Origin of the sequence: Pseudobutyrivibrio sp. JW11, from assembly GCF_900115355.1 — a bacterium.
Lineage (GTDB): Bacteria > Bacillota > Clostridia > Lachnospirales > Lachnospiraceae > Pseudobutyrivibrio > Pseudobutyrivibrio ruminis.
On record NZ_FOWB01000001.1, the window covers coordinates 86,882 to 112,187 of the forward strand.

The following is a 25,306-nucleotide window of genomic DNA, read 5'->3' on the forward strand; positions in this document are numbered from 1 at the left end:
TAACCAGACAGAAGGCTAAGCTCGGTCTTCTGTCAATTTATGTAAAGGGGTTTTTTGTATGGCAAAATTGTACTATTATTATGGAGCTATGGGTTCTTCAAAGACAGCTAATGCCCTTATGACTCATTTCAACTATCAGGAAGTTGGTCAGAATGCGCTTTTGGTTAAGCCAGAAATGGATACCAGATTCGGTGAGCGTGTTGTTCGCTCAAGAATCGGCTTGGAGAACGAATGCGTCTTCCTCGAGGATTTAATAAAAATGCCTGAGGAGGAAATTAAAAAATATGATTGCATCATTGTTGATGAGGTACAGTTTGCAACACCAGAGCAGGTAGATTTTCTATCTGATATTGTTGATTTTATGGATGTGCCTGTGGTTGCTTATGGACTTAGAGCAGATTTCAGAAATAAGCTTTTCCCTGGTTCAGAACGACTTATCACAATTGCTGATGTTATTCACGAAGTCAAAACTGTGTGCTGGTGTGGACGCAAGGCCACATGCAACACTAGATATAATGAAGGCGGAGTTGTACGCTCAGGCCCACAGGTTATGCTTGGAGCAAACGACTCTTATGTGGCACTTTGCCGCAAGCACTTTAAACTGGGCCAGCTTGCCCCAGATGAGAAAGAGGAGAGTTAATGACTTTTAGCTTTGCAATTACAGTAATATTTTGGTTATATGTTATTTTTTGGATACAGGTGCCAGGAATGCTCCTTGTGGAGTTCCTTTTGCCTAGACGATTAAAGGCATACACCAGACTCTTATCTGGATTTTTCCTAGGCTTCATCTGTCTAGCTACCATTTATTTTATCGAGTCAATAATCGGCGTTAATGGCCTAATCACCATTGCGGGCCCAATCCTTTCTTTGATAGCTCTTATCCGCTATTTCAAAAAAGGACGCCCATCAGTTTACAATGCTTATGAGCATTTTAAATGGCTTGGAATAATTATATTTGGATTTATTTTTATAGTTTCTACTATTAATTTCCAGCTTAAATATGCTGGCGCCTTATCAGGACAGACTACTCAGGTTTACCATGATTTCCTTTTCCACACAGGAAACATTGTATCCTTGAGCCGTTCTTTCCCAAATGGAGATATCAGAATCTCTGGGCTTACATTTTATTATCATTATTTTTATGAGCTTATTTTTGCCATGTGCAAGCACATCTTTGGCATGGATGCCTTCAGACTATACATGAACGGCAATGCTTTGATTTGTGCGTGGCCACTCACTCTTGCCATGATGATTATAGGCGAGAGACTTCGTGGTGGCAGAAGCATTCGTGGCGTTAGATACTATTCTTACTATGCAGGAATGCTTGTGTCTTGCATTTGCTTGCTTCCTGTCAATGTTGTTGGAGCAAAGCTTCCAACATCTTGGTTGAATAATCATTTGTTTGGAAATGGCAATGCTATGGGCCTTGCTTTATCTATCACAGTTCTTTTGGTAGATGTTTTAGTAGATGTTTGGTACGACAAGTTTTCTGTCAGGGTGATGATAGCAATCTATCTTTTAGCAGCTACTGCCACTGGCTTCAAGGGAACTACAGGAATCGTCCTTGTGACAATTTCCTGGTCAGTATTTATTATTGAGTCAATCCTGGTTAAAAAGATTCACATGCCTAGATTCTTCTATGTATTTTGTGCATCATTAGGATTCGTACTTACATACATGATAGTTACCGTTGGATTAAATCCATCTGGCGCAAACAACAGAGCCATGGAAGTTACACCAGCAGGTACACTTGATGCCAGCCGTGTGGGTCAGGTTTTCTCAAAGCTTGGTCTTGATTACATGGCTTTCCCATGGGTGATTATTGCTGTTCTTCTTTGCATTGTATGTATTGTTGGTCCTTGCATTTTAGCGTTTACAGCTTTTGCATACAGCAAGTTCAGAACACTTATCAAAGAAAAAGTTATTGGAGATATATTTGACTGGTTCGTAATTGGCTCAGTGATTATTGGCGTTGCTGCCTTTTGTTCAGTTAGCGTACCAGGATTGTCTCAGGGATATTTCGTTATCACAAATGCGGCCTTTATCTTCTACGGTGCAATGAAATATCTTATTGAGAACAAAAAGACATTGATTTCATATGTCACATACCTTTTCTTTGGCATTGGAACAGCCTTTTTAATTATCGATATTGGATATTTTTGCTACGACGATATCAAGCAAGAGGCTGTTTATGAATCAGAGGCAGGAGACCGTCAGGATCTTGTTTCCGCTGATACAATGGAAGCTTATTTATGGCTTAGAGACAACACAGCTGAGGATGCAATGGTTGCTGTAGATAGATTTACAGAGGATTTAGATTACAGAAGTATCTATTTCTATTGCAGTGCTTTTTCAGAGCGCCAGGTTTACCTAGAAGGCTACGACTATTCTGACATCACAGAAAAGCAGGTTGAGGCCATGCTTTCCATCAATGAAAAATTCTATAGCGAGGATACTGCAGTTGCAGAAGCGGCTATGGAAATGAGTGGTGTTGACTACCTGGTTGTTACCGAATTAAATCATCCGGACTATTGGGAAAACAGTCCAAAGTTAAAACTAGTTTTTACAAATGATGATGTTAGCATTTATAGATATTATTCTGACGGCGGCATGTCTGCTGTTAATAATTAATTTTGAGAGGTGCTTATGAAGGAATTAGAGTATCCATTTGATAGCGATTATTTACTATCAAAGAAAAAGAGAATTAAAAAAGAGCTTCTTGCTACAGATACAAAGTTTATAGACAAGAAGATAGCTGTTCTTGGTGGAGGTACTACTGCCAATATTATTCTTATGCTTGAATTGTTCTTGCTTAACAATGGCATTCGTCCAGAGTTTTACGAGAGTGAATACAATAAGTATTATGAGGATGCTGTTTTTCCTAATCCTGAATTGGAAGAGTTTGCACCTGACATCATTTATGTGTGTACTAGCAATCGCAACATCACAAGCTACCCAAACCTCGCAATGGATAGGGCGGCAGTTGATGAGCTTTTAGATGCACAATACGCAAAGTTCGAAACAATCTGGAAGACACTTGCTGAAAAGTACAATTGCCCAATCATCCAGAACAATTTCGAGATGCCTTTATTCAGACTTCTTGGCAACAGAGATGCATATGATTACCGTGGTTCCATGAACTTCATCACACGATTAAATCAGCGCATGTATGACTATGCCATGTCTACAGAGAATTTTTATATCTGTGATATCAATTACATCTCAGCAGATTACGGTTTAAAGGAATGGTCTGATCCATTCTACTGGTACATGTACAAATACGCTATGTGCGTTCCAGCAATCCCATCACTTGCTTTCAATGTGGCCAACATTATCAAGTCACTTCTTGGAAAGAATAAAAAGGGCTTTGTTCTTGATTTGGACAACACTCTTTGGGGCGGCGTTATTGGTGACGATGGTGTTGATGGTATTGTCCTTGGTCCAGAGGAAGCAGAGGGACAGGCATACACAGAGTTCCAGCGTTACCTTAAAGCGCATCAGCAGCTTGGCATAATATTAAATGTAGATTCAAAAAATGACATGGAAAACGCTATAGCTGGTATTAACCATCCAGATAGTGAATTCCAGGAAAAGGATTTCATTTCAATCAAGGCCAACTGGGATCCAAAGGATAAAAACTTTGCAGACATTGCATCAGAGCTTACCCTTCTTCCAGAGAGCTTAGTATTTGTTGATGACAATCCAGCAGAGCGCCATATTGTAACAGAACAGCTTAAGGGTGTATGCGCACCAGAGCTTGATAATGTGGTTCACTATATCCAGACAATCGACCGCTCAGGCTTCTTTGAAGCAACAAACATTTCCGCAGACGATTTAAAGAGAAATGAAATGTATCAGGAGAACGCTGCAAGAGCCAAGCTTCAGAGTAGCTTTAGTGATTATGGCCAGTATCTTGACTCATTAGAGATGCAGGCTGAAATAGATAGCTTTGCGCCAGTTTATATGGCCCGTATTGCTCAGCTTACAAACAAGTCAAATCAGTTCAACCTTACAACAAAGCGTTTCACTCAAACAGAAATTGAGGAGACAGCAGCTGATTCAAACTATGTCACTCTTTACGGAAAGCTTATTGATAAGTTTGGTGATAATGGTGTTGTTACCGTTGCTATTGGCCATGTTGATGGAGATGCATGTGACATTGACCTTTGGCTTATGAGCTGTCGTGTACTCAAGCGTGACATGGAGTTTGCTATGATGGACGAAATGGTAGCACGCCTTAAGGCTCGTGGAGTTAAGGAGCTTCGCGGTCATTATCTTCCAACAGCTAAAAACAAAATGGTTAAGAACTTCTACGGCGATATGGGATTCACTCTTGTGGAAGAAAAGGAAGATGGCTCATCAGATTGGACTCTTGACTTAAGTGGTTACGAGAATCAGAATAAGCACATAAAAATGAATTAGGAATATTATGATTAAAGACATTTTAACAAACAAAAAATTAATACAGAAACTTGCTAAGAACGATTTCAAGCAGAAGTTTGCAGGCTCAACACTTGGTGTTATTTGGGCTTTCGTTCAGCCAATCATTACAATCCTTGTATACTGGATTGTTTTTGATAAGGCCTTGAATCAAGGAACACAGGGCACAAAGGCTGGCATCAGCGCTCCATTTGTACTGTGGCTTTCAGCTGGTATCGTTCCATGGTTCTATTTTAGCGAGGTACTCTCAGCAGGTACCGTTGTTCTACATGAGTACAATTATCTTGTTAAGAAGGTTGTATTCCCTATCAACGTTTTACCTGTTGTAAAAGCAGTGTCATCCCTTTTTGTGCACGGCTTCTTTGTATTATTTACTTTGCTTGTTTATCTGTTATACAGATTTCCAATTACACCATATATTTTACAGGCCCTTTATTATTCATGTGCCATGATGGTACTTACAATCGGACTAATCTATCTTACAAGCTCACTTTGCGTATTCTTCAAGGATATGGCTCAGCTTGTAAATATACTTTTACAGGTAGGCATCTGGGCAACACCAATCATGTGGAACTTTGATGCCATGGTTGACAAGATTCCAAACTGGTTAAGCATTGTTCTCCAGCTCAATCCAATGTACTACATCACAAGTGGCTATCGTGACAGTTTTATTGGTCAGATTGGATTCTGGGAGAAGCCAGGCTTAACACTTTATTTCTGGTGCTTTACAATCGTTATTTTCCTCCTTGGAACACACGTATTTAAGAAGCTCCAGCCTCAGTTTGCAGATGCTTTGTAAAGACTACAAATTGTATAAATTATAATGGCAGATTTCGGACAATATTTTTGTTCAAGGCTTGCTGTCAGACAATTGAATTAGTGGTAAAATATAAGTAACTTGATAAAGGGGGCCTGAATATGAAAATACCACGTTTTTTCAAAGCAAGAAGAGCCGTCGCTGTCAGCATGGTGACCTTGCTATTGTCTCTGGTTTTCTTAAACGAATTCTATTATTTACCGGCAAATGCTGATGAGGATATTGTGGTGCAGGTAGTAGCTCACAGAGGCTACTCAGGTATGTACCCCGAAAATACCCTTAGTGCCTTCGCTGGAGCCTATGCATGTGGCGCCAAAACAGTAGAATTTGACGTCAGAAAAACCAAAGACGGAGAGCTGGTTATCTACCACGACGACACTCTTGAAAGATTAACAGGCGACGATAAATCAGTCGCTGATTATACATACGAAGAACTATTGCAAGTTGACGCAGGAGAATGGTTCGGCAGAGAATACCGCCTCGAGCGCATTCCAACCCTGGATCAAACCCTAGCTCTTTTGCAAGCTACTAACATGCGGATTTTTTGCGAACTCAAAGACATCGGTGAGGACCCTGATTTTGCCAACGAAGTCTATGAAAAATGCGCAGAATATAATCTTCTAGACCGCGTAGTATTCCTTTCATTCAAGTACGATTACCTCTCACAAATCAAGGAAATCGCGCCTGACCAACCAATCATGATGCTGGCATCCTTTGGTAAATCAACCTTACCTACCAGATACCCAGCCGAATACTACGGAGTCAACATGAAGACCCTCACCCCAAAAACCGTCAGGGCTATCCACGAAGCAGGCGCCATGGTCTACTGCTACACACCAGACACCAAAGGTCAAATGCTTTCGCTCCAGCGCCTAGGCGTGGACGGCGTCATCACCGACTTCGCCGACCTATCCGCAATCTAACAAAAACATCCGAGCACCGCATCCGCGGTGCTTTTTTTCGTTATATACTTCGTATCGTTATAAAGACTTGACAGAAGATAATGGGGGGGGTAATATATAACGGTTTCTATAGTTATATTAATGAGGATGAAAAATGAAAAAGAAAATTCTAATGGCTCTTATGGCCGCAATGATGATGGGATCAATGAGTACAGGACTTACAGCTCATGCAGCAGAACTTCCTGCAGCAGAGGCTCAGGCACAGGTTGTTAAGCAGCAGCTTAATGCACAGGTTATTGCACAGGTGTTTGATGCAAAGTATTATGCTGAAAAGAATCCAGATGTAGTTGCAGTTGTTGGCACAGATGCTGCAGTTCTTATGAACCACTACATGAACAACGGTGTTTACGAAGGTCGTGATGCTTCTGCTACTTTCAATGTAGATGCATATGCTTCTGCTAATACTGATGTTGCAACTGTTGCAGCAGGCAACTATGAAGTATTGTTTGAGCACTATGTTGGTTCAGGTATCAACGAGAACCGTATTTCAACTATTGATGCAGCAACAAAGGCTGGCGTTACTGTTACATCAGTTGCTAATCCTGATGTTGTAATTGCTAAGCCAACAAAGACTGCTGGATACACACCTTCTGCAAACGATGCAACAGGTGGATTAACACCAGATGAGATTAATGCAACTCGCGCAAATGAGTGGAGCGATATGCAGGCATCAAACGCAGATTTTTTTGCATCTTTAGACGCATGGTTCACTGAAAATGGGGAAACATTTTTAGAAGACGGAACTGGTATGTACGTTTGGTAATCACATAAATATATAGCAAAAAGACTTCGTAAACTTATTTGGATACGAAGTCTTTTGTTTTTATTCTTCTTCAGAACCTTCTGTTTCTGATTCTTCTACTACAGCTTCATCTTGTTTCACCAATGTTTTCAAAATCTCCATTTGGAGCAATGTCTTTAACACATTCAATTTTATAAATGTCAGCAGGTTTACCTTCACTTTGCGGATGCGGTGCTTTTTTAATGCCCGCCACCATCCCCACACACTTGTTAGCTGTCGTCTTTTGCAGGTCTGTACATTTTCTGAATCTGTATGTCAATGGACGGACACACTGTTGTTGTTTAATAAATGGATTTCCAAAACTATGGTAACCTTTGGGCGATTTTGAAATGAGTTTAGTAGAACAAAAAAGATATTTGATATAGATGAGCAGCTGCCGCTAGGACGGCGGCAGCAGTGGTCACTTGAAACAGGACGTTGAATGTGCCACGGTGCTCATCTATACAAATATCTTTTTTAAGTTCTACTTAACGAATGTAATATGAGCCCAAGGTACCATAGCTTTGGAAATCCATATTTGTAGGTAAAAAGTGTCCGTCTTAGACTATACAGATTCAGAAAATGTTCATCCTGTGTGGGGATGGCGGCGGTGCCCTTCGGGCTTTGCGGATGCGGGGTTTTATGGTAAAATGTTGGGATAAAAGGCAAGATTTTTTAGGAGACGTTATGAGCGATTACGTTATAAATGTGGAGCATGTGGACAAGGTCTATAAGCTCTACGATAGCAATAAGGCTAGGGTGGCAGATACACTGGGCCTTACTAGAAAGAAGAATTATAGAGAGCATTATGCTTTGAAGGATATGAGCTTTGCGGTGAAGCAGGGCGAGTGTGTTGGGCTTATCGGTACTAATGGTTCGGGAAAGTCCACCATTTTAAAGATTATTACTGGTGTGCTTTCACCTACTAGAGGTGAGGTTACGGTGGATGGCCGTATTTCGGCTTTGCTGGAGCTTGGTGCTGGTTTCAATCAGGAATATACAGGTATGGAGAATATCTACCTGAATGGCACCATGCTTGGCTATACCAAAGAGGAAATTGATGAGAAGCTTGATGATATTTTGTCATTTGCTGATATTGGAGATTTCGTTTCCCAGCCGGTGAAGACATATTCAAGCGGTATGTTCGTAAGACTTGCATTTGCCGTGGCTATCAATATCGACCCAGAGATTCTCATCGTTGATGAGGCCCTTTCTGTTGGTGATGTTTTCTTCCAGGCAAAGTGCTATAAAAAGTTCGAGGAGTTCAAGGCAGCAGGAAAGACAATTCTTTTCGTTTCCCACGATTTGGGTGCTATCAGCAAGTATTGTGATAGAGCAGTGCTTATCAATAAAGGTGATAAGGTTGCTGAGGGTGCTCCAAAGGATATGATTGATATCTATAAAAAGATATTGGTTGGTCAGGAGCCAGTGCTTAATAGCAAGGTAGATACACTGGATTCATTTAGCGGGGCAGATGATAATTCTGGTGAAAACTGGAAGTCAAATTATCAGCTCAATCCTAATGTTAATGAGTATGGCGATGGCCGTGCTACTATCGTAGATTTTGCAGTTATCGATGATAGTGGCAATTATACAAATGCGATTATGAAGGGTAGCACATTTACTGTTAAGTCAAAGGTGCACTTCAATACAGATATTGAAAATCCTATCTTCACACTTACTTTCAAGACTCTCAAGGGTATCGATGTTACTGGCACAAACACCATGTACGAAAAGTGCGATGTAGGTCTTTGTAAGGAGGGCAGCGAATACGTTGCTACCTTTACACAGAAGATGGATATGCAGGGCGGCGAGTACCTGATGTCTATTAGCTGTACAGGTTTTGATGGTGTTGATTTTGTTGCTTATCATAGATTGTACGATGTAATGAATATCACAGTTGTTAGTACGAAAAACACTGTTGGTTTTTATGATATGAATTCAAAAGTTAGCGTAAGCCAGGTTAAGTAAAGGGGAGCGGCTATGATTCAGGAAAAGTACAATAGAAGGATTTTTGATGAGGGAACAGAGGATGCCATCCTTAGGCTTTCTCATTTGAGAAGCAATGTTTTGTCGCCAGTAGGAATAGGCGATGGAGACAATGTGCTCATCATTGATCCAGATAGCGAAGCTTTGGTTGAATGGCTAAAGGAGCAGGCAACACAGGTTACTGAAGTTGCTGCAGAAATGCTTTCAGATATTAAAGGTACATTTAATATCATCATAAGCCTTGGCCATTTGAACGAAACACCAGCCACTCTTAAAAAGATGCTTTCAGCGGATGGCAGATTGGTATATGCCCTGCCAGAAAAGGATCGAATTGCAGATTTCACAAAGCGCCTTTTGAAGGAAGCTGGCTTCAGTGAAATCACCACATATCGCGTCAGCCCAGATTATTTGTTTACAACAGAGATTTATGCTGAGGATTATATAGGGGGAGGAGCAGGTGACTATCTGCTCATTGCAAAATAATGGATAGACTACTATATGAAAAGCTTTCGAACGAGCGTAACCCAAAGTACAATATCATCACTGATATTGTGGAAAGGGATGGACGAAAGGTAGTAATTAAACGCCCTTACGATGAACAAGGAATAGCACATATAAAAAGAGTTTTTGATAGTTACAGAGGCTTGCAGGACGCATTGCAAGGCTCTGATTTTTGCGTTAATGAAAGTAGTTTTGTTGACGACAGAATCGAAAGTGAATTCCTTGAAGGTGAGCATCTCACATCAGCCGATGCTCAGCAGTTTATTGAGGCTGTCAAAAATGCCTACATGAAAAATGCAAAGGAATTTGCAATTTCAGATGGCTTCAGAGAAGTCTTCGGAGATGTTGATTTGCCAAGAGGTGTTCTTGCAGCAAATTACCTTGATGTTGATTTGATTTTTGACAATGTCATCAAGACAGCAAAAGGCTGGGAGATTATCGACTACGAGTGGACTTTCGACTTTTTGGTACCAATCAACTACGTGTTCTATAGAGCCAGCAAGTTTAGCGATTTGCCAGAGCATTTGGTAGACATTCCAGATGCTGAAAGAGAAGCATATCAAAAGATGGAAGACCACTTCCAGTCAAAATATATTTTCAGGGATGTCAAAAATCTTCACGAGCTTAGAGAGCATGCAAACAGTCGTAGCAAGACAGGCGCAGATTTTGCTATTGCCAGCCGCGATTACCAAATCAAGCAGCTTCAGGAATTAATCGAAGCAAAGGATGTTCACATCAGAAACATCGAGGCTGTAAATGCTGAGCTTCGTACAATTTATGAGAATACAGTTAATACTAGAGGCTACAAGACACTTGAAAATATCCGCGCATTCAAATCATTTTTGACAGGCAAGGATACTCCTGCTCGCCAGGCAAAGCGTGCAGCAAAAGAAGAGGCAAAGCGTGTCAAGGCAGCTGCCAAGGAAGCAAAGCGCCGCGCTGCCCAAGGAGAGCCACAGCCATCGGTGGCAGTGCATCTTCATCTTTTCTATGTAGATTTATTGCCAGAGTTTGTTAGCTATTTTGCAAACATCCCATTCAAGTTTGATTTATATATTTCATGCCAGGAGGATGCAGATGTAAATGCAATCAAGACAGGTTTAAAGGAACTTAAGCAGGTTCAGAAAATCGATATCCGCAATCTTCCAAACAGAGGCCGCGACCTTGCACCCCTTTATGTAAAGTTTAGTCCAGAGATTTTAAATCACGACTATTTCCTTCACATCCATTCAAAGAAATCTTTGTATTCAGGTGAGGAAAAGGGCGGATGGAGACGATTCTCTCTTGAGTTACTTCTTGGTTCGCCAGACAAGATTAATCAGATTTTTGATTTATTTAAAAACAGCAATGCTGGTCTTATCTATCCTGATATTCAGGAGGAGGTTCCAACCATCGCTTATTCATGGTTGAAAAATGCAGGTATTGCAAAGGAACTTTTCGATGAGTTTGATTTAGGCGAGATGCCATCAGTATTCAACTACCCAGCAGGTTCATTCTTCTGGGCTAGAACAGATGCGCTTCGTCCACTATTTGAAAAGGGATACACATACGAGGATTTCCCAAGGGAGCAGGGGCAGACAGATGGCACATTTGCTCATGCCTTGGAGCGTATTCTTCCATTTGTTTCAAGAAAGCAGGGATATGATGATTTTATCCTTTATCTTGATTCAGAAGACACAGTCAAGAACAAGAGCCTTCGTCCATTTTACAACACCTTCAAGGTGGATAAAGAGCTTCTCGCAATGAAGCTTGGTGGATATGATGTGGTATCCTTCGATATTTTCGACACACTGATTACACGTACCATCTTCAAGCCGGATGATGTGTTCAATCTTATAAGCCGTATCATTCTTGAAAAATACGGCAAGAAAGTTGATTTCCTTAAGATTCGTAAGAATGCCGAGGCAGCTGCGACAGCACAGTTTGGTCCAATGACCACTTTGGACAAGATTTATGTGGAAGTAGCAAAGGATAGAACACTTGGCGATTTTGCTATGGATATTAAAAAGCTTGAGGTGGACATCGAAACACGCCTTTGCGTTCCTCGTAAGGATATGGTGGATGTGTTCAACGCAGTAAAATCCATGGGACGTCATGTTATCCTCGTCAGCGATATGTATCTGAACCGTGCACAGGTCGTTGGACTTCTTCACAAGTGCGGAATTGGTGGATATGACGAGCTCTTCATCTCGTGCGAAGTTGGAGCAAGAAAAGATGATGGCTCAATGTGGAATATGCTTTTGACAGGCATAAACCCTTCAACCTTTATCCACGTTGGAGACAACTTCTGTTCTGATTCACAAATCCTTATGGATAAGGGAGTGGCAAGCCATATTGTTCTCAATCCAATGGCTATGCTTGAACTTTCAGACTTCGATTATTTGAAAGAATACGCAAGCAAGAGTATTGCAAATTCACTTGTATTAGGCCAGGTTATCAACGGAGGAATTTTCAATTCTCCATTTGCCTTTGATGAAAAGGGTGGTCTTCATTTCAAGAATAACTACGACTTTGGTTATTCAACAATGGGGCCATTAATGGCAGGATTTGTTCAGTGGCTGGTTAATAAAAATGCCAGCGAAAAAGAAAGTCTGCTTCTATTGTCTCGAGAGGGATATATGCTTGAGCAGCTCATTAAAGAATACTGCAATCAAAAGGGTGAGGCTTTGCCAAACATCCATTACTTCCTTACATCAAGAAGAGCATGTGCAGTGCCTGCTCTTGAAAATGATGAGGATATTCGTGAGCTCCTTTCTCAGAAATATCAGGGAAGCTTCAGCAATCTTTTGAATGAAAGATTTGGCATTGAGCTTCACGAGGATGATGAGGATAAGCAGTTCGATTACGAGACAGATACAGACGAGCTTATGAAGGCTATTCAGCCATACAAAGAAGAAATCTTTGAGAGAAGCAAAACTGAAAAGAATGCATACATGAACTATGCCAGTGAATTCCTTGCAACATCTTCGGATTTGGCTGTTGTGGATGTGGGATTCTCAGGTACAATTCAGTACTTCTTGATGAAGCTTACAGGCAGAGATATCGCAGGCCATTACTTGGCACTACATTCTAACAAGCCTGAGAGAATCGGTGGAAGAGCAGATGCTATCTACACCATCACTGATCCAAAGGATATTCCAAACAGCAAGCTTCTTAAATATCAGCTGTTTTTGGAGAGTGCTTTGTCAGCACCATTTGGCCAGCTTATTAATTTCACAATGGAAAATGGCGTACCTACTCCTCATTTCAAGGATGATGATTACGTCAGCGACGATGTAAAAATGCTTCAGTCCGGTATTTTGGATTATGTAAAACAGTATGCAAGCGCCAGCCGAAATCTGTCAGATGGTCTTTTAGCTGATGCAAAACTTGTAGAAGATTTATTCTATGATATAATTGCAGACGGTACGTTAACAGATGAGATTGTATCCACACTTACAGTTGAGGATGGATACAGCCGTGGTGGCGTCCAAAAATTTGATGTAAAAACTGGTGGATGGGTTGTAAAATAATCACCGCCAAATAATTTACTTAGAAGGATATATATTTTGAGAGATACTTTTAATGTGGTATTCATCAGATATCACCTATTAAAGAAAAATACATTATTATTCCAGGGCTTTTATCCATTTGATAATCCAAAGGGATACAGCCTTGTTTGTGAGATGAATGGCAAGCCATATGATTTGGATTTGACCATCAACGAAGGCAATGAAGTTCGTCGTAGATACATTGCCGCTCACAAAAGTGTTTCCAAGGAATACGTTGGTGAGATTAACTTGCCAGAGGATTTGCGCCAGGTAAAGAGCCTTAAGCTTATCTGTGTTCTTGGAGAAGCAGGAGATAAAAATCAGGTTCGTTCAGTGGTTTACAAGGCCAATGGCAAGGATTTGATTAAGCTTAAAAAAGAGTACGAATACAATCTTGAGCGTGCAGCAGTTACAGACGACAAGATTCAGATTCTTGGTTGGGCAATCGGAAATGTTCCAGAGGAGTTCCATCTTTATGATGGCGATAAAGAAATTCCTATCTCAGTTAAGCGTATGTTCAGAAAAGATGTTTATGGAGTTTATCCTGAGCTTACTGAGAAATGTGATTCTGGTCTTGAGATTGTTTTTGACAAGGGCGATTATAAAAAGCTTCGTATGACAATCACTGCAAACGGTCAGGTTTACGATTGCAAGGTTGATACAGAGCACGTTCTTACTGGAGGCAACCTTCTTCCAAAGAAGACACTCTGGGAGCGTATCGAGCTTTACCGTCAGGACAACGGCCTTGGAGCTACTATCAAGCATGCCATCGATAAGCTGAAGGATGCAGATGCTCCAAAGTACACATACATGGATTTCCTTACAAGCTTTGGTCCTACAGAGGTAGAGCTTCAGCGTCAGCGTGATGAAAAGTTCGAATACAATCCATTGATGAGCATTGTTATTCCAATATATCAGACTCCTGAGAAATTCCTTGTGGAGCTCATCGATTCAATCGTTGCACAGACATATCCAAACTGGGAGCTTTGTCTTGCAGATGGAAGTGCTGATGAAACATTGGGACAGTTTATCAATAAAAAATACGGTTCTGACAGCAGAATTAAATACACTCACCTGAACGACAATCTTGGTATTTCAGAGAATACTAATGCAGCCATTGCACTTGCAACTGGTGACTACATCGTTCTTTCTGATCACGATGATACACTTGCTCCAAATGCAATGTACGAGTGTGTTGCTGCAATCAATAAGGACCGCAGCATAGATGTTATCTACACTGACGAGGATAAAATCTCAATGGATTCTAAGGAATACTTTGAGCCAGTCTTCAAGCCGGATTTCAATCTTGACTTACTTTGTTCAGTAAATTACATCTGCCATCTTTTCATCTTCAAGCGTAGCTTGTATGACACAGTTGGCGGATTTAATAAAGAGTACGATGGAGCTCAGGATCACGATTTGATTTTGAGATATTGCGAGGCTGCAAAGAACATCCATCATGTGCCAAAGGCACTTTATCACTGGCGTAGTCATGCAGCATCTACAGCCATGAGTGCAGAAAGCAAGCTCTATGCTTTCGATGCTGGCTGCAAGGCTGTTCAGGCTCACTACGACAGAATGGGCATCCCAGCAAAGGTTGAGCAGGATACTTTCTACGGCACATACCGCACAGTTTACAACTGGGGCAAGGAGCCACTTGTTTCTATCATCATTCCAAACAAGGATCACACAGATGATTTGGACAAGTGTATCAAATCAATCGACGCCCGCAGCTCATACAAAAATATTGAGTTCATCATTGTAGAAAACAATTCTACAGAGCCAGAAACTTTCGAATATTACAAGAGCATCGAGAATCGTCCTGATGTTAAAATCGTTCGCTACGAAACACCAGGCTTCAACTTCTCTGCAATCAACAACTGCGGTGCCAAGGCAGCCAGCGGTGAGATGTATTTGCTTTTAAATAATGATACTGAAATAATCAATGAAAACTGCATCAAGGAAATGGTAGATGTTTGTCTTCGTCCTGATGTTGGTATATGTGGTTCACTCCTTTACTATCCTGACAACACAGTGCAGCATGCCGGTGTTGTTATGGGAATCGGCGGTATCGCTGGTCACACATTTGTTGGCCTTGAAAGAAGCGAGCCAGGATACATGTTCCGTGCAGTAACTACTCAGGACTTATCTGCAGTTACAGCAGCCTGCCTGATGGTACGCAAGGACGTATTTGAAGAGGTAGGCGGTCTTACTGAAGAATTGGCAGTTGCCTTTAATGATGTAGACTTCTGTATGAAGGTTCGCGATAAAGGATACTTAGTAGTTTATAATCCTCACGCAGAGCTTTATCACTACGAGTCAAAATCTCGTGGATACGAAGATACAGGCGAGAAGGTTGCTCGTTTCAATTCAGAAGTAGAAAAGCTTGAAAAGCTTTGGCCTGATATTTTAGAAAAAGGCGATCCATATTACAATCCAAATCTTTCGATCTTGGATGGTTGGTATCGTTTGAAGGAAGAATAGGAGAAAGTGATGAATAGAAAAATTGCAGTAGCTGGTACAGGTTATGTTGGACTTTCAATAGCTACACTTTTGGCGCAGCACAATCACGTAACAGCAGTTGATGTTATTCCAGAAAAGGTTGAATTAATTAACAACAGAAAGTCTCCAATCGTTGATCCAGAGATTGAAGATTATCTTGCAAACAAGGAGCTTGATTTAACAGCTACTCTCGATGGAGAGGCTGCATACAAGGATGCGGAATTCGTAGTTATCGCAACACCTACAAACTACGACAGCACAAAGGATTACTTCGATACATCTGCAGTTGAAGCAGTTATTGAGCTTGTAAAAAAAGTAAATCCTAATGCATTCATGGTTATCAAATCTACTATCCCTGTAGGTTACACAAAGCGTATCCGTGAAAAGATGGAATCTGACAAAATCTTATTCAGCCCAGAGTTCCTTCGTGAATCTCGTGCTTTATACGACAACCTTTATCCAAGCCGTATCATCGTTGGTACAGATGAAAATGATGCTGAGCTTACAAAGGCTGCTCATGAGTTTGCAGCACTTCTTCAGGAAGGTGCAATCAAAGAAAATATCGATACCCTCGTTATGGGATTTACAGAGGCAGAGGCTGTAAAGCTTTTCGCCAACACATACCTTGCTCTTCGCGTTAGCTACTTCAACGAGCTTGATACATACGCAGAGACAAAGGGCCTTGATACACAGGCTATCATCAAGGGAGTTTGCCTTGACCCTCGTATCACAGACCAGTACAATAACCCATCATTCGGTTACGGCGGATACTGCTTACCAAAGGATACAAAGCAGCTTCTTGCAAACTACAACGATGTTCCACAGGAGCTTATCCGTGCAATTGTAGAATCAAACCGCACACGTAAGGATTTCATTGCTGACCAGGTTCTCAAAAAGGCTGGCTACTACGGCTACGAAGAGTCCAACCAGTACAGCAAGGAAGCAGAAAAGGAAGTTACAATCGGCGTTTACCGCCTTACAATGAAGTCTAACTCAGACAACTTCCGTCAGTCATCAATCCAGGGCGTTATGAAGCGTGTAAAAGCCAAGGGCGCCACTGTAGTCATCTACGAGCCAACCCTCGAAGACGGCACAACATTCTTCGGCTCAAAGGTCGTTAACGACCTCTCAAAGTTCAAGGCTATGAGCGACGCAATCATTGCAAACCGCTACGACACATGCCTCGACGACGTAAAAGACAAAGTATACACCAGAGACGTGTTCTCTAGAGATTAATAAACGAACAAGAAACGGACGCCTAGTGGCGTCCGTTTCCGCTATCGTAGAGTTTTTGGATTTCTGGTGGGAGCTTGTCGGGGAGCATGGCATTGATGCGGTCTTCGCTGCCGTCTGCGATGGCTTGGTCGTAGTACCAGCATTTGTATTTAAGCATATCTAGGGTCTTTTGAAGGTTGGCGATTTCGGCTTCCACTGCATCACGGCGGGCTTCAAAAAGAGCTTTTCTGTCGGCGTAGGTTTCGGCACCCTTGGTGGTCATTTCCATAAACTGCTTGATTTCTCTTATTTCTAAGCCGGAGCTTTTTAGGCATTCGATGATGTGGAGAGCTCCAATTTCTCTATCTGAAAATTTCCTGATTCCAGATTGGCGTTCCATGTTAGGAAAGAAACCTTCTTTGTCGTAGTATCTAAGTGTGGATACAGGTATATTAAACATTTCTGAAACTTGTCCAATTGAGTACATAGATATTCCTCCAAAATTTTTAAAAATTAAAGCTCGACCTAAAGTTAACTTTAGGTATTAACATACAACCATCGTATCACGATTTTGAAATAAATTCAATTTATAATAGTAAATGGAGGTATTTAAAATGATTAAGGTTGAGAGTTTAAATTTAGTAACAGATTGGGACAAAACATTTCCAAAGAGCGATAAGGTTGACCATGAGAAAGTTACATTTGTAAACCGCTATGGCATCACTCTTACAGCAGATATGTATGTACCTAAGAATTCTGAGGGCAAACTTCCAGCAATTGCAGTATCTGGCCCATTTGGTGCTGTAAAGGAACAATGTTCAGGCTTGTATGCTCAGACTATGGCAGAAAGAGGTTTCCTCACTATTGCATTTGATCCATCATTCACAGGTGAGTCTGGTGGAAATGTTAGATACATGGCATCTCCTGATATTAATACAGAGGATTTCATGGCTGCAGTAGATTTCCTTTCATTAAATGAAAAGGTAGATCCTGATAGAATCGGCATCATAGGTATCTGTGGTTGGGGCGGTATGGCTCTTAATACAGCAGCTCTTGATACAAGAATTAAAGCAACTGTAGCCGCTACTATGTACGACATGACAAGAGTTAATGCAAATGGCTACTTCGATTCTGAGGATAATGAAGAAGCTAGATATCAGAAGAAAGCTGCTATGTGTGCACAGCGTTTGGAGGATTTGAAAGCAGGAGAGTATAAGCTTGGCGGCGGAGTTGTTGATCCACTTCCTGAGGATGCCCCATTCTTTGTTAAGGATTACTATGATTACTACAAGACTGACAGAGGATATCATAAGCGTAGCCTTAATTCTAATGGTGGATGGAATGTGATTGGATGTGAATCATTCATGAATCAGCCAATATTAAAGTATACAAATGAAATCAGAAGCGCTGTTCTAATTATACATGGAGAAAAGGCTCATTCCCTTTACTTCGGCAAGGATGCTTATGAGAACATGACAAAAGACAGTAAATATACTGCAAACAAAGAGCTTATGATTATTCAAAATGCAAGCCATACAGATCTTTACGATGGTGGTGATAGCAATTATATTCCATTTGATAAGCTTCAGAGCTTCTTTGAGGAAAATTTGAAGTAATTATAATATTGACATTTGGGAATACAAGCCGTACTCTATTAGTCGCCTAGTTAATTAAAACAAGGATTAATATTATAGGGTAGGTAAAAAATATGAATGTTAAATCCGTAATCAAAGAACTTTTCATTCTTACAATTGCCATAATAATTATAGGTGCGGCGGTATTCTTTTTTCTTATGCCAAGCCATGCAGCAGTTAGTAGTATTTCAGGCTTTGCCATTGTGTTAACCAATTTCATACCATTTTCAGTTTCACAAATCACCATGGTTTTGAATGTGGTATTGCTCATAATTGGCTTTATCACTTGCGGACCAGAGTTTGGCTATAAGACAGTCTATACATCAATTCTGCTTCCTGTTGTAATTGGTGTATTTGAAAAATTGCTTCCAGGCTATACATCTCTTACAGACGATGCTACTCTCGATGTTGTTTGCTACATCTTTGTAGTTAGTATCGGTAGTGCGATTTTGTTCAATAGAAATGCGTCATCAGGTGGATTAGATATTATTGGAAAGATTTTAAATAAGTATTTCCGTATCGATATTGGAAAAGCTATGTCTATTGCGGGACTATGCATAGCATTGTCTTCGGCACTTGCTTATGATTCAAAGACAGTTGTTTTAAGTATACTTGGAACATATTTGAATGGAATGGTGCTTGATCATTTTATATTTGACCAGAAATTAAAAAGACGTGTATGTATAGTTTCACCATATGAAGCTCAAATTAGAGATTACATTCTAAATGAGCTTCACAGTGGTGCCAGCGTTTACAAGGTAACAGGAGCTTACAGAATGGAAGAGCACAATGAGATTATCACTATTGTTGATAAAGGCGAATTCCAAAAGCTCATGGCCTATATAGATAAGGTAGACCCAAAAGCATTCGTTACTGTTTATAAAGTTAGCGATATGCAATATCAATCAAAAAGTATGCCGGAAAGGGTGTTTTAGTCGTCATTGCGACTTACCCTGCTTACAATCAAAACTAATCTAAGTAGTTGAAGGATAGTAGTAAATAAAGCTGCCACATAGGTAAGTGTTGCTGCCTTCAACACTTTTTTTGCACCTCTATGCTCATCCTCTTCTAATAATCTATCCTCATCGAGAATTCTAAGTGCACGCGCACTAGCATCAAATTCCACTGGAAGAGTAATCAACTGAAAAATAACTACAAATGAAAAAAGGTAAACACCAAGCTCTGCAATTGTAGAGTACCCTAGTAAAAGACCGATGAGAATAATTGGCCATGAAACTTTTGAACCAATATTCGCTAGAGGTACAGAAAGAGCGCGAAGTTTAAGTGGTGCGTATGACTCTTTATGTTGAATGGCATGACCGCATTCGTGAGCGGCTACACCGATTGCAGCGACACTTGTCTGCCCGTAGGTTGCATCGGAAAGACGAAGTACTTTTTCATTTGGTGAATAATGATCAGTCAGATTTCCTCTTATCCGTTCTATTTTTACATCATAGATACCAGCGGAGTGAAGTATATGTTCTGCCACTTGATTAGATGTAAGTCCTCGATAATTTCTAATTCTATTGTACTTGCTAAATGTGCCCTGAACATTCATAGATGCAAGAGCACTGATAGCAGCACCTATCAATACAAGAATAAGTGTTGGATCTATGCCATAACCGTATCCATATCCGTAGTACATTATTATTCCTCCTATAAATAATCTTTTTATTAGTATAAATCTATCCACTGATTTTTACTAATTAAAAAGTCTAAAAAGATTATTAATTTAAAGGATGTCAGGAAAAAGCAAGGCTTTTGGTTGTCAAAATTGACATAGTGTCAGCAAGATGGTATAGTATAGATAATTGACATGGTGTCATCGGATCGGAGGGGTTTTATGAGCATAGCAGTAAATCTTAGATATAAAGGTGAAAATGGGGCAGCAAAGAAATTTGCTGAGGAAATGATAAGCAGTGGTACTGTTCAGAAAATCAGGGAAGAGGCAGGCAATCTTCGCTATGAATATTACACTTCATTCGATGACCCTGAAACAGTATTATTGATAGATAGCTGGGAGAACCAGGAAGCAATTGATGTACATCATGCATCGCCTATGATGGCTAAAATTGCAGAGCTTAGAGAGAAATATGATTTGCATATGACAGTGGAGCGTTTTACTTCAGATGCGCTTCCTGAGCAGGATCAGTCATTTATTAGAAAGTAGTGGTGGCCAAATGGCAGTTGAATTAAAAGAAACTATTGATAAACGTAGAGAAGAAATAATGGATGCTTGCGAAAAGCTTTATGAAACAAAAGGCTTTCATAGTATCACAATAAAGGATATCAGCACAGAGACCAGCTTTTCTCGTCCATCCATCTATAATTATTTCCAAACCAAGGAAGAGATTTTCTTAGGGATTCTCACTAGGGAATATTCAAAATGGAACGAAGCCTTGAAGAAAATTATTGATGGCGGCAAGAAGCTTGATGCAGATAATTTGGCTAAGGCCATTGCAAAGACAATGGAGGATAGAAAAACACTTCTAAAGATATCTGCAATGAACCTCTATGAGATTGAGGATAATAGTAGATTAGAATTATTGGCAGAGTTTAAAAGTGCTTTCAAGGAATCTGTAGATATTTTCGAAGAGTGCCTGGCAAAAAATTTAGAGGGGATTGATAAGAAAAAATGCGAGCAGATTAGATATGCATTCTTCCCTTACATGTATGGCATCTATCCTTATGTTTACCCTACGGACAAGCAGATGGAGGCTATGGATCAGGTAAAGCTGTCATATGCAAAGACTACCATCTACAACATGTCATACGAATTTTTGAAATTGATTCTTGAATAAAGAATAAACTAAAATAAAAAATATAAAATGATTTATAGGAGGGTATCTATGGCATCAAAAGTTTATTTTATTAAGGATGTTACAGCTGAGGCTGTAGTAAAAATGTACGATAAGCTTGGAATCACATTACCAGGTAAGGTTGCCGTAAAGGTGCATTCTGGTGAGGAAGGTAATCAGAATTATCTGAAGCCTGAATTCTGGAAACCGATGGTAGAACATGTGAACGGCACCATTGTAGAGTGCAACACAGCCTACGAAGGTGAAAGAAACTACACAGATAAGCATATCAAATTATTAAAGAGACATGGCTGGAATGAGTTTTTTGATGTTGATTTGATGGATGCTGAAGGACCAGATATCGAAATTCCAATCAAAAACGGTACCCATCTTAAGACTGATATAATGGGAAAGAACTTCATTAATTACGATTCTATGCTTGTTCTTTCGCATTTTAAGGGCCATCCAATGGGAGGCTACGGCGGAGCATTAAAGCAGCTTTCAATCGGCTGCGCTTCATGTGCAGGAAAGGTGCAGATACACTCAGCTGGTAAATACAATAAAGCAAGTGAACAGGATGTGGTTTGGAATGATTTGCCAGAGCAGAACGCATTCCTTGAAAGTATGGCAGAGGCGGCATCAGCAGTTGTTGATCACTTTGGCAAGAACATTGCATTTATCAATGTTATGGCAAATATGTCAGTAGACTGTGACTGTTGTGCAGTAGCTGAGGACCCATGCCTTAAGGATATCGGTATCCTTGCAAGCATGGATCCGGTTGCAATCGATAGAGCTTGCCTTGATTTGGTATACGCTTCAAAGGATGTTGGACGTGACCACTTCCTTGAGAGAGTTACATCCAGAAATGGCGAGCACACACCTGCTACAGCTGCAAAGCTTGGCGTAGGAAGTCTTGAATATGAATTAATTGAATTATAGGATATAGGATATAGGGAGGCTGATTAATCAGCCTCTTTTTATTTTTGATAAAGCACTCTGATGATGATAAAATATATAAATATTTAGTGATTAAAGAAAGGTTATTATGAACGAAGCAATTGTTACATTAAAAAAAGGCGAGGGCCGCACAATTAAGGCTGGCGGTGCCTGGATATTTGATAATGAGATAGACTCAGTTATGGGATCTTTTGAGAATGGAGATATAGTTGTTGTCCATGATTTCGATGGATACATGATGGGACGAGGTTTCATCAACACTAATTCCAAGATTCGTGTCCGCATGATGACACGTAAAAAGGACCAGATAATTGATGATGAATTCATCAAAATGAGAGTGCAGAATGCCTGGGATTATCGTAAAAACGTATTACTTGAGAAGGATTTGAACTGCTGTAGAGTAATCTTCGGAGAGGCTGATTTCCTTCCAGGTCTTGTTATCGATAAGTACGATGATGTGCTTGTTGTGGAATCACTTGCACTTGGCATAGATAAGTTTAAGCTACAGATTGTAGATTACCTTAAAGAGGCAATGGCTGCGGACGGATTTAGCGTGCGCGGCGTTTATGAGCGTAGTGATGCAGCAGTCCGCAAGAAAGAAGGCTTAGCGCCATATAAGGGATTTATCGGAGACGAGTTCGATACAAATGTAGAAATCGTCGAGAATGGTGTTCACTACATGGTAGATGTAGTAAATGGCCAGAAGACAGGTTTCTTCCTTGATCAGAAATATAATCGTCTAGCTATTCAGCGCCTTTGCAAAGGCAAGAAAGTATTAGACTGCTTTACACACATGGGCACATTTGCTCTTAATGCTGGAATCGCAGGAGCAGCAGATGTAACAGGTCTTGATATTTCAGAGTTCGCAGTATCTCAGGCTACAGCAAACGCAAAGCTCAACGGTTTGGATTCAACTGTCAAATTCCGTCAGGCTAATGTTTTGGATGAACTTCCAAAGCTTGCAGAAGCTGGGGAAAAATATGATGTTGTAATCCTCGACCCACCTGCCTTCACAAAGTCGCGCGAGGCTACAAAGAATGCAATGAAGGGCTATCGTGAAATCAACATGAAGGGCCTTAAGCTTGTTAAGGACGGCGGCTACCTTGCTACATGTTCTTGCTCTCATTTCATGACTCAGGAACTCTTCGTAAAGGTAATTGGCCAGGCTGCACAGGCTGCCCACAAGCGCCTTCGCCAGGTAGAATTCCGTACACAGGCTCCAGACCATCCAATCCTCTGGGCCGCTGACGAAAGCTACTACCTCAAGTTCTTAGTGTTCCAGGTTGTTGACGAGAAATAAAGAGTAAAAGGGACTCTTGTTATGAAGAAAGAAATATTAACAGTAAACGTAAAACTTACAAAGTTTGATGAAGTGAAAGGTCAAAGTGGAGAAGCACTGATGATTCACTTTGATGGAGATGCTACCGGAGAATACTTCAACGGAATTATTCTTCCAGGCGGTGTGGACACCCAAAGGGAAATGAAAGGTAGTCCCAGAGTTTTATCAGCTAGATATATTCTTGAAGGAAAGGATTTCAAGGGTAATGCATGTAAAATCTTTGTAGAGAACAATGGCTCATTTGATGAAAATGGAAATATTGTTACTCATCCAACTATTCTTACGGATAGCGCCGATTTAGGTTTTTTGGAGACTGCTGACATCACTGGAACGATATCGGATATTCCTGGTGGAGTACAGATACATTTGTGGATGGAAGAGTAAGCAAAAGTTTTATATTAAAGAGGCTGATATGGCAAAAAAGATTGTGATTGCAGTTGTTGGTTTGTTACTTTGCGGGGCAATGGTTTGTATGGTGAGTTGTAAGCAAAATGAAACAGTTTCCCAAGAGCCGGCAAAAGAAACGGAAAGTGCTGAAACAGTACCATCAGAAGATGAAATAATAGAAGATGATGTTGTTTCAACAGATGAAACAGACGAAGAAGATGATGAGGTTACTAATCAGGGAGAAACAAAAATGACTACCACAAATGTAAAAGACACAGAGAACTTTTATGGAATAGAATTCACAGAGGATAGCGAGATCTTTGCACGAATCAAAGGAAAATCCTACAAGGATGACTGCACAATTCCAGTATCGGATTTACGATACCTTCACGTGCTCCACGTAGGCTTTGATGGACAGACTCACGAGGGCGAAATCATCTGCAACAAATCTATAGCAGAAGACCTCCTTGAAATTTTCGAAGCTTTATATGAGGCGGAATATCCAATCGAAAAAATAAAGCTTGTAGACGAATACAATGCAGAGGATGAAGCCTCAATGGCTGACAACAACTCCTCATGCTTTAATTTCAGATTCATCAGCCATACCACAAAGGTTTCAAACCATGGTGCAGGCCTAGCTATCGACATCAACCCTTTGTACAACCCATACGTTAAAACCGTGGACGGCGCCCTCAGCATCGAACCAGCCAACGGAGCACCATACGTAGATCGCAGCGCCGACTTCCCATACAAAATCGACGAAACGGACCTGGCCTACCAGCTCTTCACAGCCCACGGCTTCACCTGGGGCGGCGCCTGGACCTCCTCCAAAGACTACCAGCACTTCGAAAAAGCAGACTAGGTGGCCCTACTCAACCTATCGAGTCGCCCAGCTATTAAGGAGTGTGAGGGACAGCCAGCCTTGCAGGTTGATGCGATTTCACAAGGATTATAGATTACCTTGGTGTAATAAGGGAGCAAGAAGCGTGTGTCCTTTAATTGGTTTTGCAATTTGACGCCGCTGTATGTAAAGCACAGACACGTAGTTTTACAAATTGTTTTCATACAAGGCTTAGGATAATTGCGTTCATATTACATTTGCTAAGTAGAACATAAAAAGAGATATTTGTATGTAAGAGCACCGTGGCACATTCAACATCGTGTTTCAAGTGACCACTGCTGCCGCCGTCCTAGCGGCAGCTGCTCATACATATCAAATATCTCTTTTTGTTCTACTAAGCGCATTCCAAAATCACGCAATTAACCCTAAGTCTTGCTATGAAAACTTATATATAGTTTATGCTGTCTGTGTATTACATACAGTGGCAACTAAATTGCAAAGAATTTAAAGAACACACGCAATCAGACTTGCGACACATTACACCTAGGTAATCATAATCCGAAGTGATGCATCAACCTGCAAGGCTGGCTGTCCCTCCACCCATAATAGCTGG

General features: G+C 40.7%; 21 protein-coding genes. 19 read left to right on the plus strand and 2 right to left on the minus strand.

The window, feature by feature from the left end; all coding sequences use genetic code 11:
- Positions 1 to 58: 58 nt before the first annotated feature.
- The 11 genes from BM102_RS00390 (at position 59) to BM102_RS00440 (ending at position 16,758) form a co-directional block, all read left to right on the plus strand.
- The gene (locus BM102_RS00390; RefSeq protein WP_074789902.1) at positions 59 to 640 is read left to right on the plus strand and encodes a thymidine kinase; all 582 of its coding nucleotides are present in this window, start codon (positions 59 to 61) and stop codon (positions 638 to 640) included.
- On the plus strand, positions 640 to 2,631 hold the full coding sequence (locus BM102_RS00395; protein WP_090477816.1) for a hypothetical protein: 1,992 nt from the start codon (positions 640 to 642) through the stop codon (positions 2,629 to 2,631). Before BM102_RS00390 ends, BM102_RS00395 begins: the two co-directional genes overlap by 1 nt.
- A gap of 15 nt (positions 2,632 to 2,646) precedes the next feature.
- Positions 2,647 to 4,422 (plus strand): HAD-IIIC family phosphatase, encoded by a 1,776-nt coding sequence (locus tag BM102_RS00400; protein WP_090477819.1) that lies wholly within the window; start codon positions 2,647 to 2,649, stop codon positions 4,420 to 4,422.
- A gap of 7 nt (positions 4,423 to 4,429) precedes the next feature.
- The gene (locus BM102_RS00405) at positions 4,430 to 5,239 is read left to right on the plus strand and encodes an ABC transporter permease (protein ID WP_044935427.1); all 810 of its coding nucleotides are present in this window, start codon (positions 4,430 to 4,432) and stop codon (positions 5,237 to 5,239) included.
- Between the two features lie 119 nt (positions 5,240 to 5,358).
- A complete protein-coding gene (locus tag BM102_RS00410; RefSeq protein ID WP_044935429.1) occupies positions 5,359 to 6,180 on the plus strand; it encodes a glycerophosphodiester phosphodiesterase in 822 nt (273 codons plus the stop codon).
- Positions 6,181 to 6,313: 133 nt separating this feature from the next.
- Entirely contained in the window at positions 6,314 to 6,982 is a 669-nt protein-coding gene (locus tag BM102_RS00415) for a hypothetical protein (RefSeq protein WP_090477821.1), read from the plus strand.
- Positions 6,983 to 7,687: 705 nt separating this feature from the next.
- On the plus strand, positions 7,688 to 8,971 hold the full coding sequence (locus BM102_RS00420; protein WP_090477824.1) for an ABC transporter ATP-binding protein: 1,284 nt from the start codon (positions 7,688 to 7,690) through the stop codon (positions 8,969 to 8,971).
- Between the two features lie 12 nt (positions 8,972 to 8,983).
- The gene (locus tag BM102_RS00425; protein ID WP_044935431.1) at positions 8,984 to 9,472 is read left to right on the plus strand and encodes a hypothetical protein; all 489 of its coding nucleotides are present in this window, start codon (positions 8,984 to 8,986) and stop codon (positions 9,470 to 9,472) included.
- A complete protein-coding gene (locus BM102_RS00430) occupies positions 9,472 to 13,002 on the plus strand; it encodes a rhamnan synthesis F family protein (RefSeq protein WP_090477827.1) in 3,531 nt (1,176 codons plus the stop codon). The genes BM102_RS00425 and BM102_RS00430 overlap by 1 nt, the downstream gene beginning before the upstream one ends.
- A gap of 36 nt (positions 13,003 to 13,038) precedes the next feature.
- Positions 13,039 to 15,504, plus strand: coding sequence for a glycosyltransferase family 2 protein (locus tag BM102_RS00435; RefSeq protein ID WP_242942882.1), 2,466 nt, complete (start codon positions 13,039 to 13,041; stop codon positions 15,502 to 15,504).
- Positions 15,505 to 15,513: 9 nt separating this feature from the next.
- Positions 15,514 to 16,758, plus strand: a complete 1,245-nt coding sequence (locus BM102_RS00440) for a nucleotide sugar dehydrogenase (RefSeq protein ID WP_090477830.1) — start codon at positions 15,514 to 15,516, stop codon at positions 16,756 to 16,758.
- 22 nt (positions 16,759 to 16,780) lie between these two features.
- Here BM102_RS00440 and BM102_RS00445 read toward each other — a convergent pair whose 3' ends face one another.
- Entirely contained in the window at positions 16,781 to 17,224 is a 444-nt protein-coding gene (locus BM102_RS00445; protein ID WP_090477833.1) for a MerR family transcriptional regulator, read from the minus strand.
- Between the two features lie 127 nt (positions 17,225 to 17,351).
- Between BM102_RS00445 and BM102_RS00450 the strand changes: the two genes are divergently transcribed.
- Both BM102_RS00450 and BM102_RS00455 read left to right on the plus strand, forming a co-directional pair.
- Positions 17,352 to 18,353, plus strand: a complete 1,002-nt coding sequence (locus BM102_RS00450; protein ID WP_090477836.1) for an alpha/beta hydrolase — start codon at positions 17,352 to 17,354, stop codon at positions 18,351 to 18,353.
- Positions 18,354 to 18,445: 92 nt separating this feature from the next.
- Positions 18,446 to 19,306, plus strand: a complete 861-nt coding sequence (locus BM102_RS00455) for a YitT family protein (RefSeq protein WP_090394919.1) — start codon at positions 18,446 to 18,448, stop codon at positions 19,304 to 19,306.
- Here BM102_RS00455 and BM102_RS00460 read toward each other — a convergent pair.
- Positions 19,303 to 20,016: a zinc metallopeptidase gene (locus tag BM102_RS00460; RefSeq protein WP_090477839.1), complete on the minus strand. Its 714-nt coding sequence runs from the start codon at positions 20,014 to 20,016 to the stop codon at positions 19,303 to 19,305. The genes BM102_RS00455 and BM102_RS00460 overlap by 4 nt on opposite strands.
- A gap of 198 nt (positions 20,017 to 20,214) precedes the next feature.
- Between BM102_RS00460 and BM102_RS00465 the strand changes: the two genes are divergently transcribed.
- From BM102_RS00465 to BM102_RS00490, 6 genes are all read left to right on the plus strand, one after another.
- Positions 20,215 to 20,541, plus strand: a complete 327-nt coding sequence (locus BM102_RS00465; protein WP_044935452.1) for a putative quinol monooxygenase — start codon at positions 20,215 to 20,217, stop codon at positions 20,539 to 20,541.
- Positions 20,542 to 20,551: 10 nt separating this feature from the next.
- Positions 20,552 to 21,172 carry a TetR/AcrR family transcriptional regulator gene (locus BM102_RS00470; RefSeq protein ID WP_177194860.1) on the plus strand — a complete coding sequence of 207 codons (621 nt, stop codon included), beginning with the start codon at positions 20,552 to 20,554 and terminating at the stop codon, positions 21,170 to 21,172.
- Positions 21,173 to 21,220: 48 nt separating this feature from the next.
- Entirely contained in the window at positions 21,221 to 22,108 is an 888-nt protein-coding gene (locus BM102_RS00475; protein WP_090477844.1) for a DUF362 domain-containing protein, read from the plus strand.
- A 106-nt stretch (positions 22,109 to 22,214) separates the two neighbouring features.
- Positions 22,215 to 23,426: a class I SAM-dependent rRNA methyltransferase gene (locus tag BM102_RS00480; RefSeq protein WP_177194861.1), complete on the plus strand. Its 1,212-nt coding sequence runs from the start codon at positions 22,215 to 22,217 to the stop codon at positions 23,424 to 23,426.
- A 21-nt stretch (positions 23,427 to 23,447) separates the two neighbouring features.
- Positions 23,448 to 23,849, plus strand: coding sequence for a DUF3237 family protein (locus BM102_RS00485; RefSeq protein WP_090394922.1), 402 nt, complete (start codon positions 23,448 to 23,450; stop codon positions 23,847 to 23,849).
- Between the two features lie 28 nt (positions 23,850 to 23,877).
- Complete coding sequence (locus tag BM102_RS00490) at positions 23,878 to 24,714, plus strand: M15 family metallopeptidase (RefSeq protein WP_242942883.1); 837 nt, start codon at positions 23,878 to 23,880, stop codon at positions 24,712 to 24,714.
- The last annotated feature ends 592 nt before the right edge of the window (positions 24,715 to 25,306 follow it).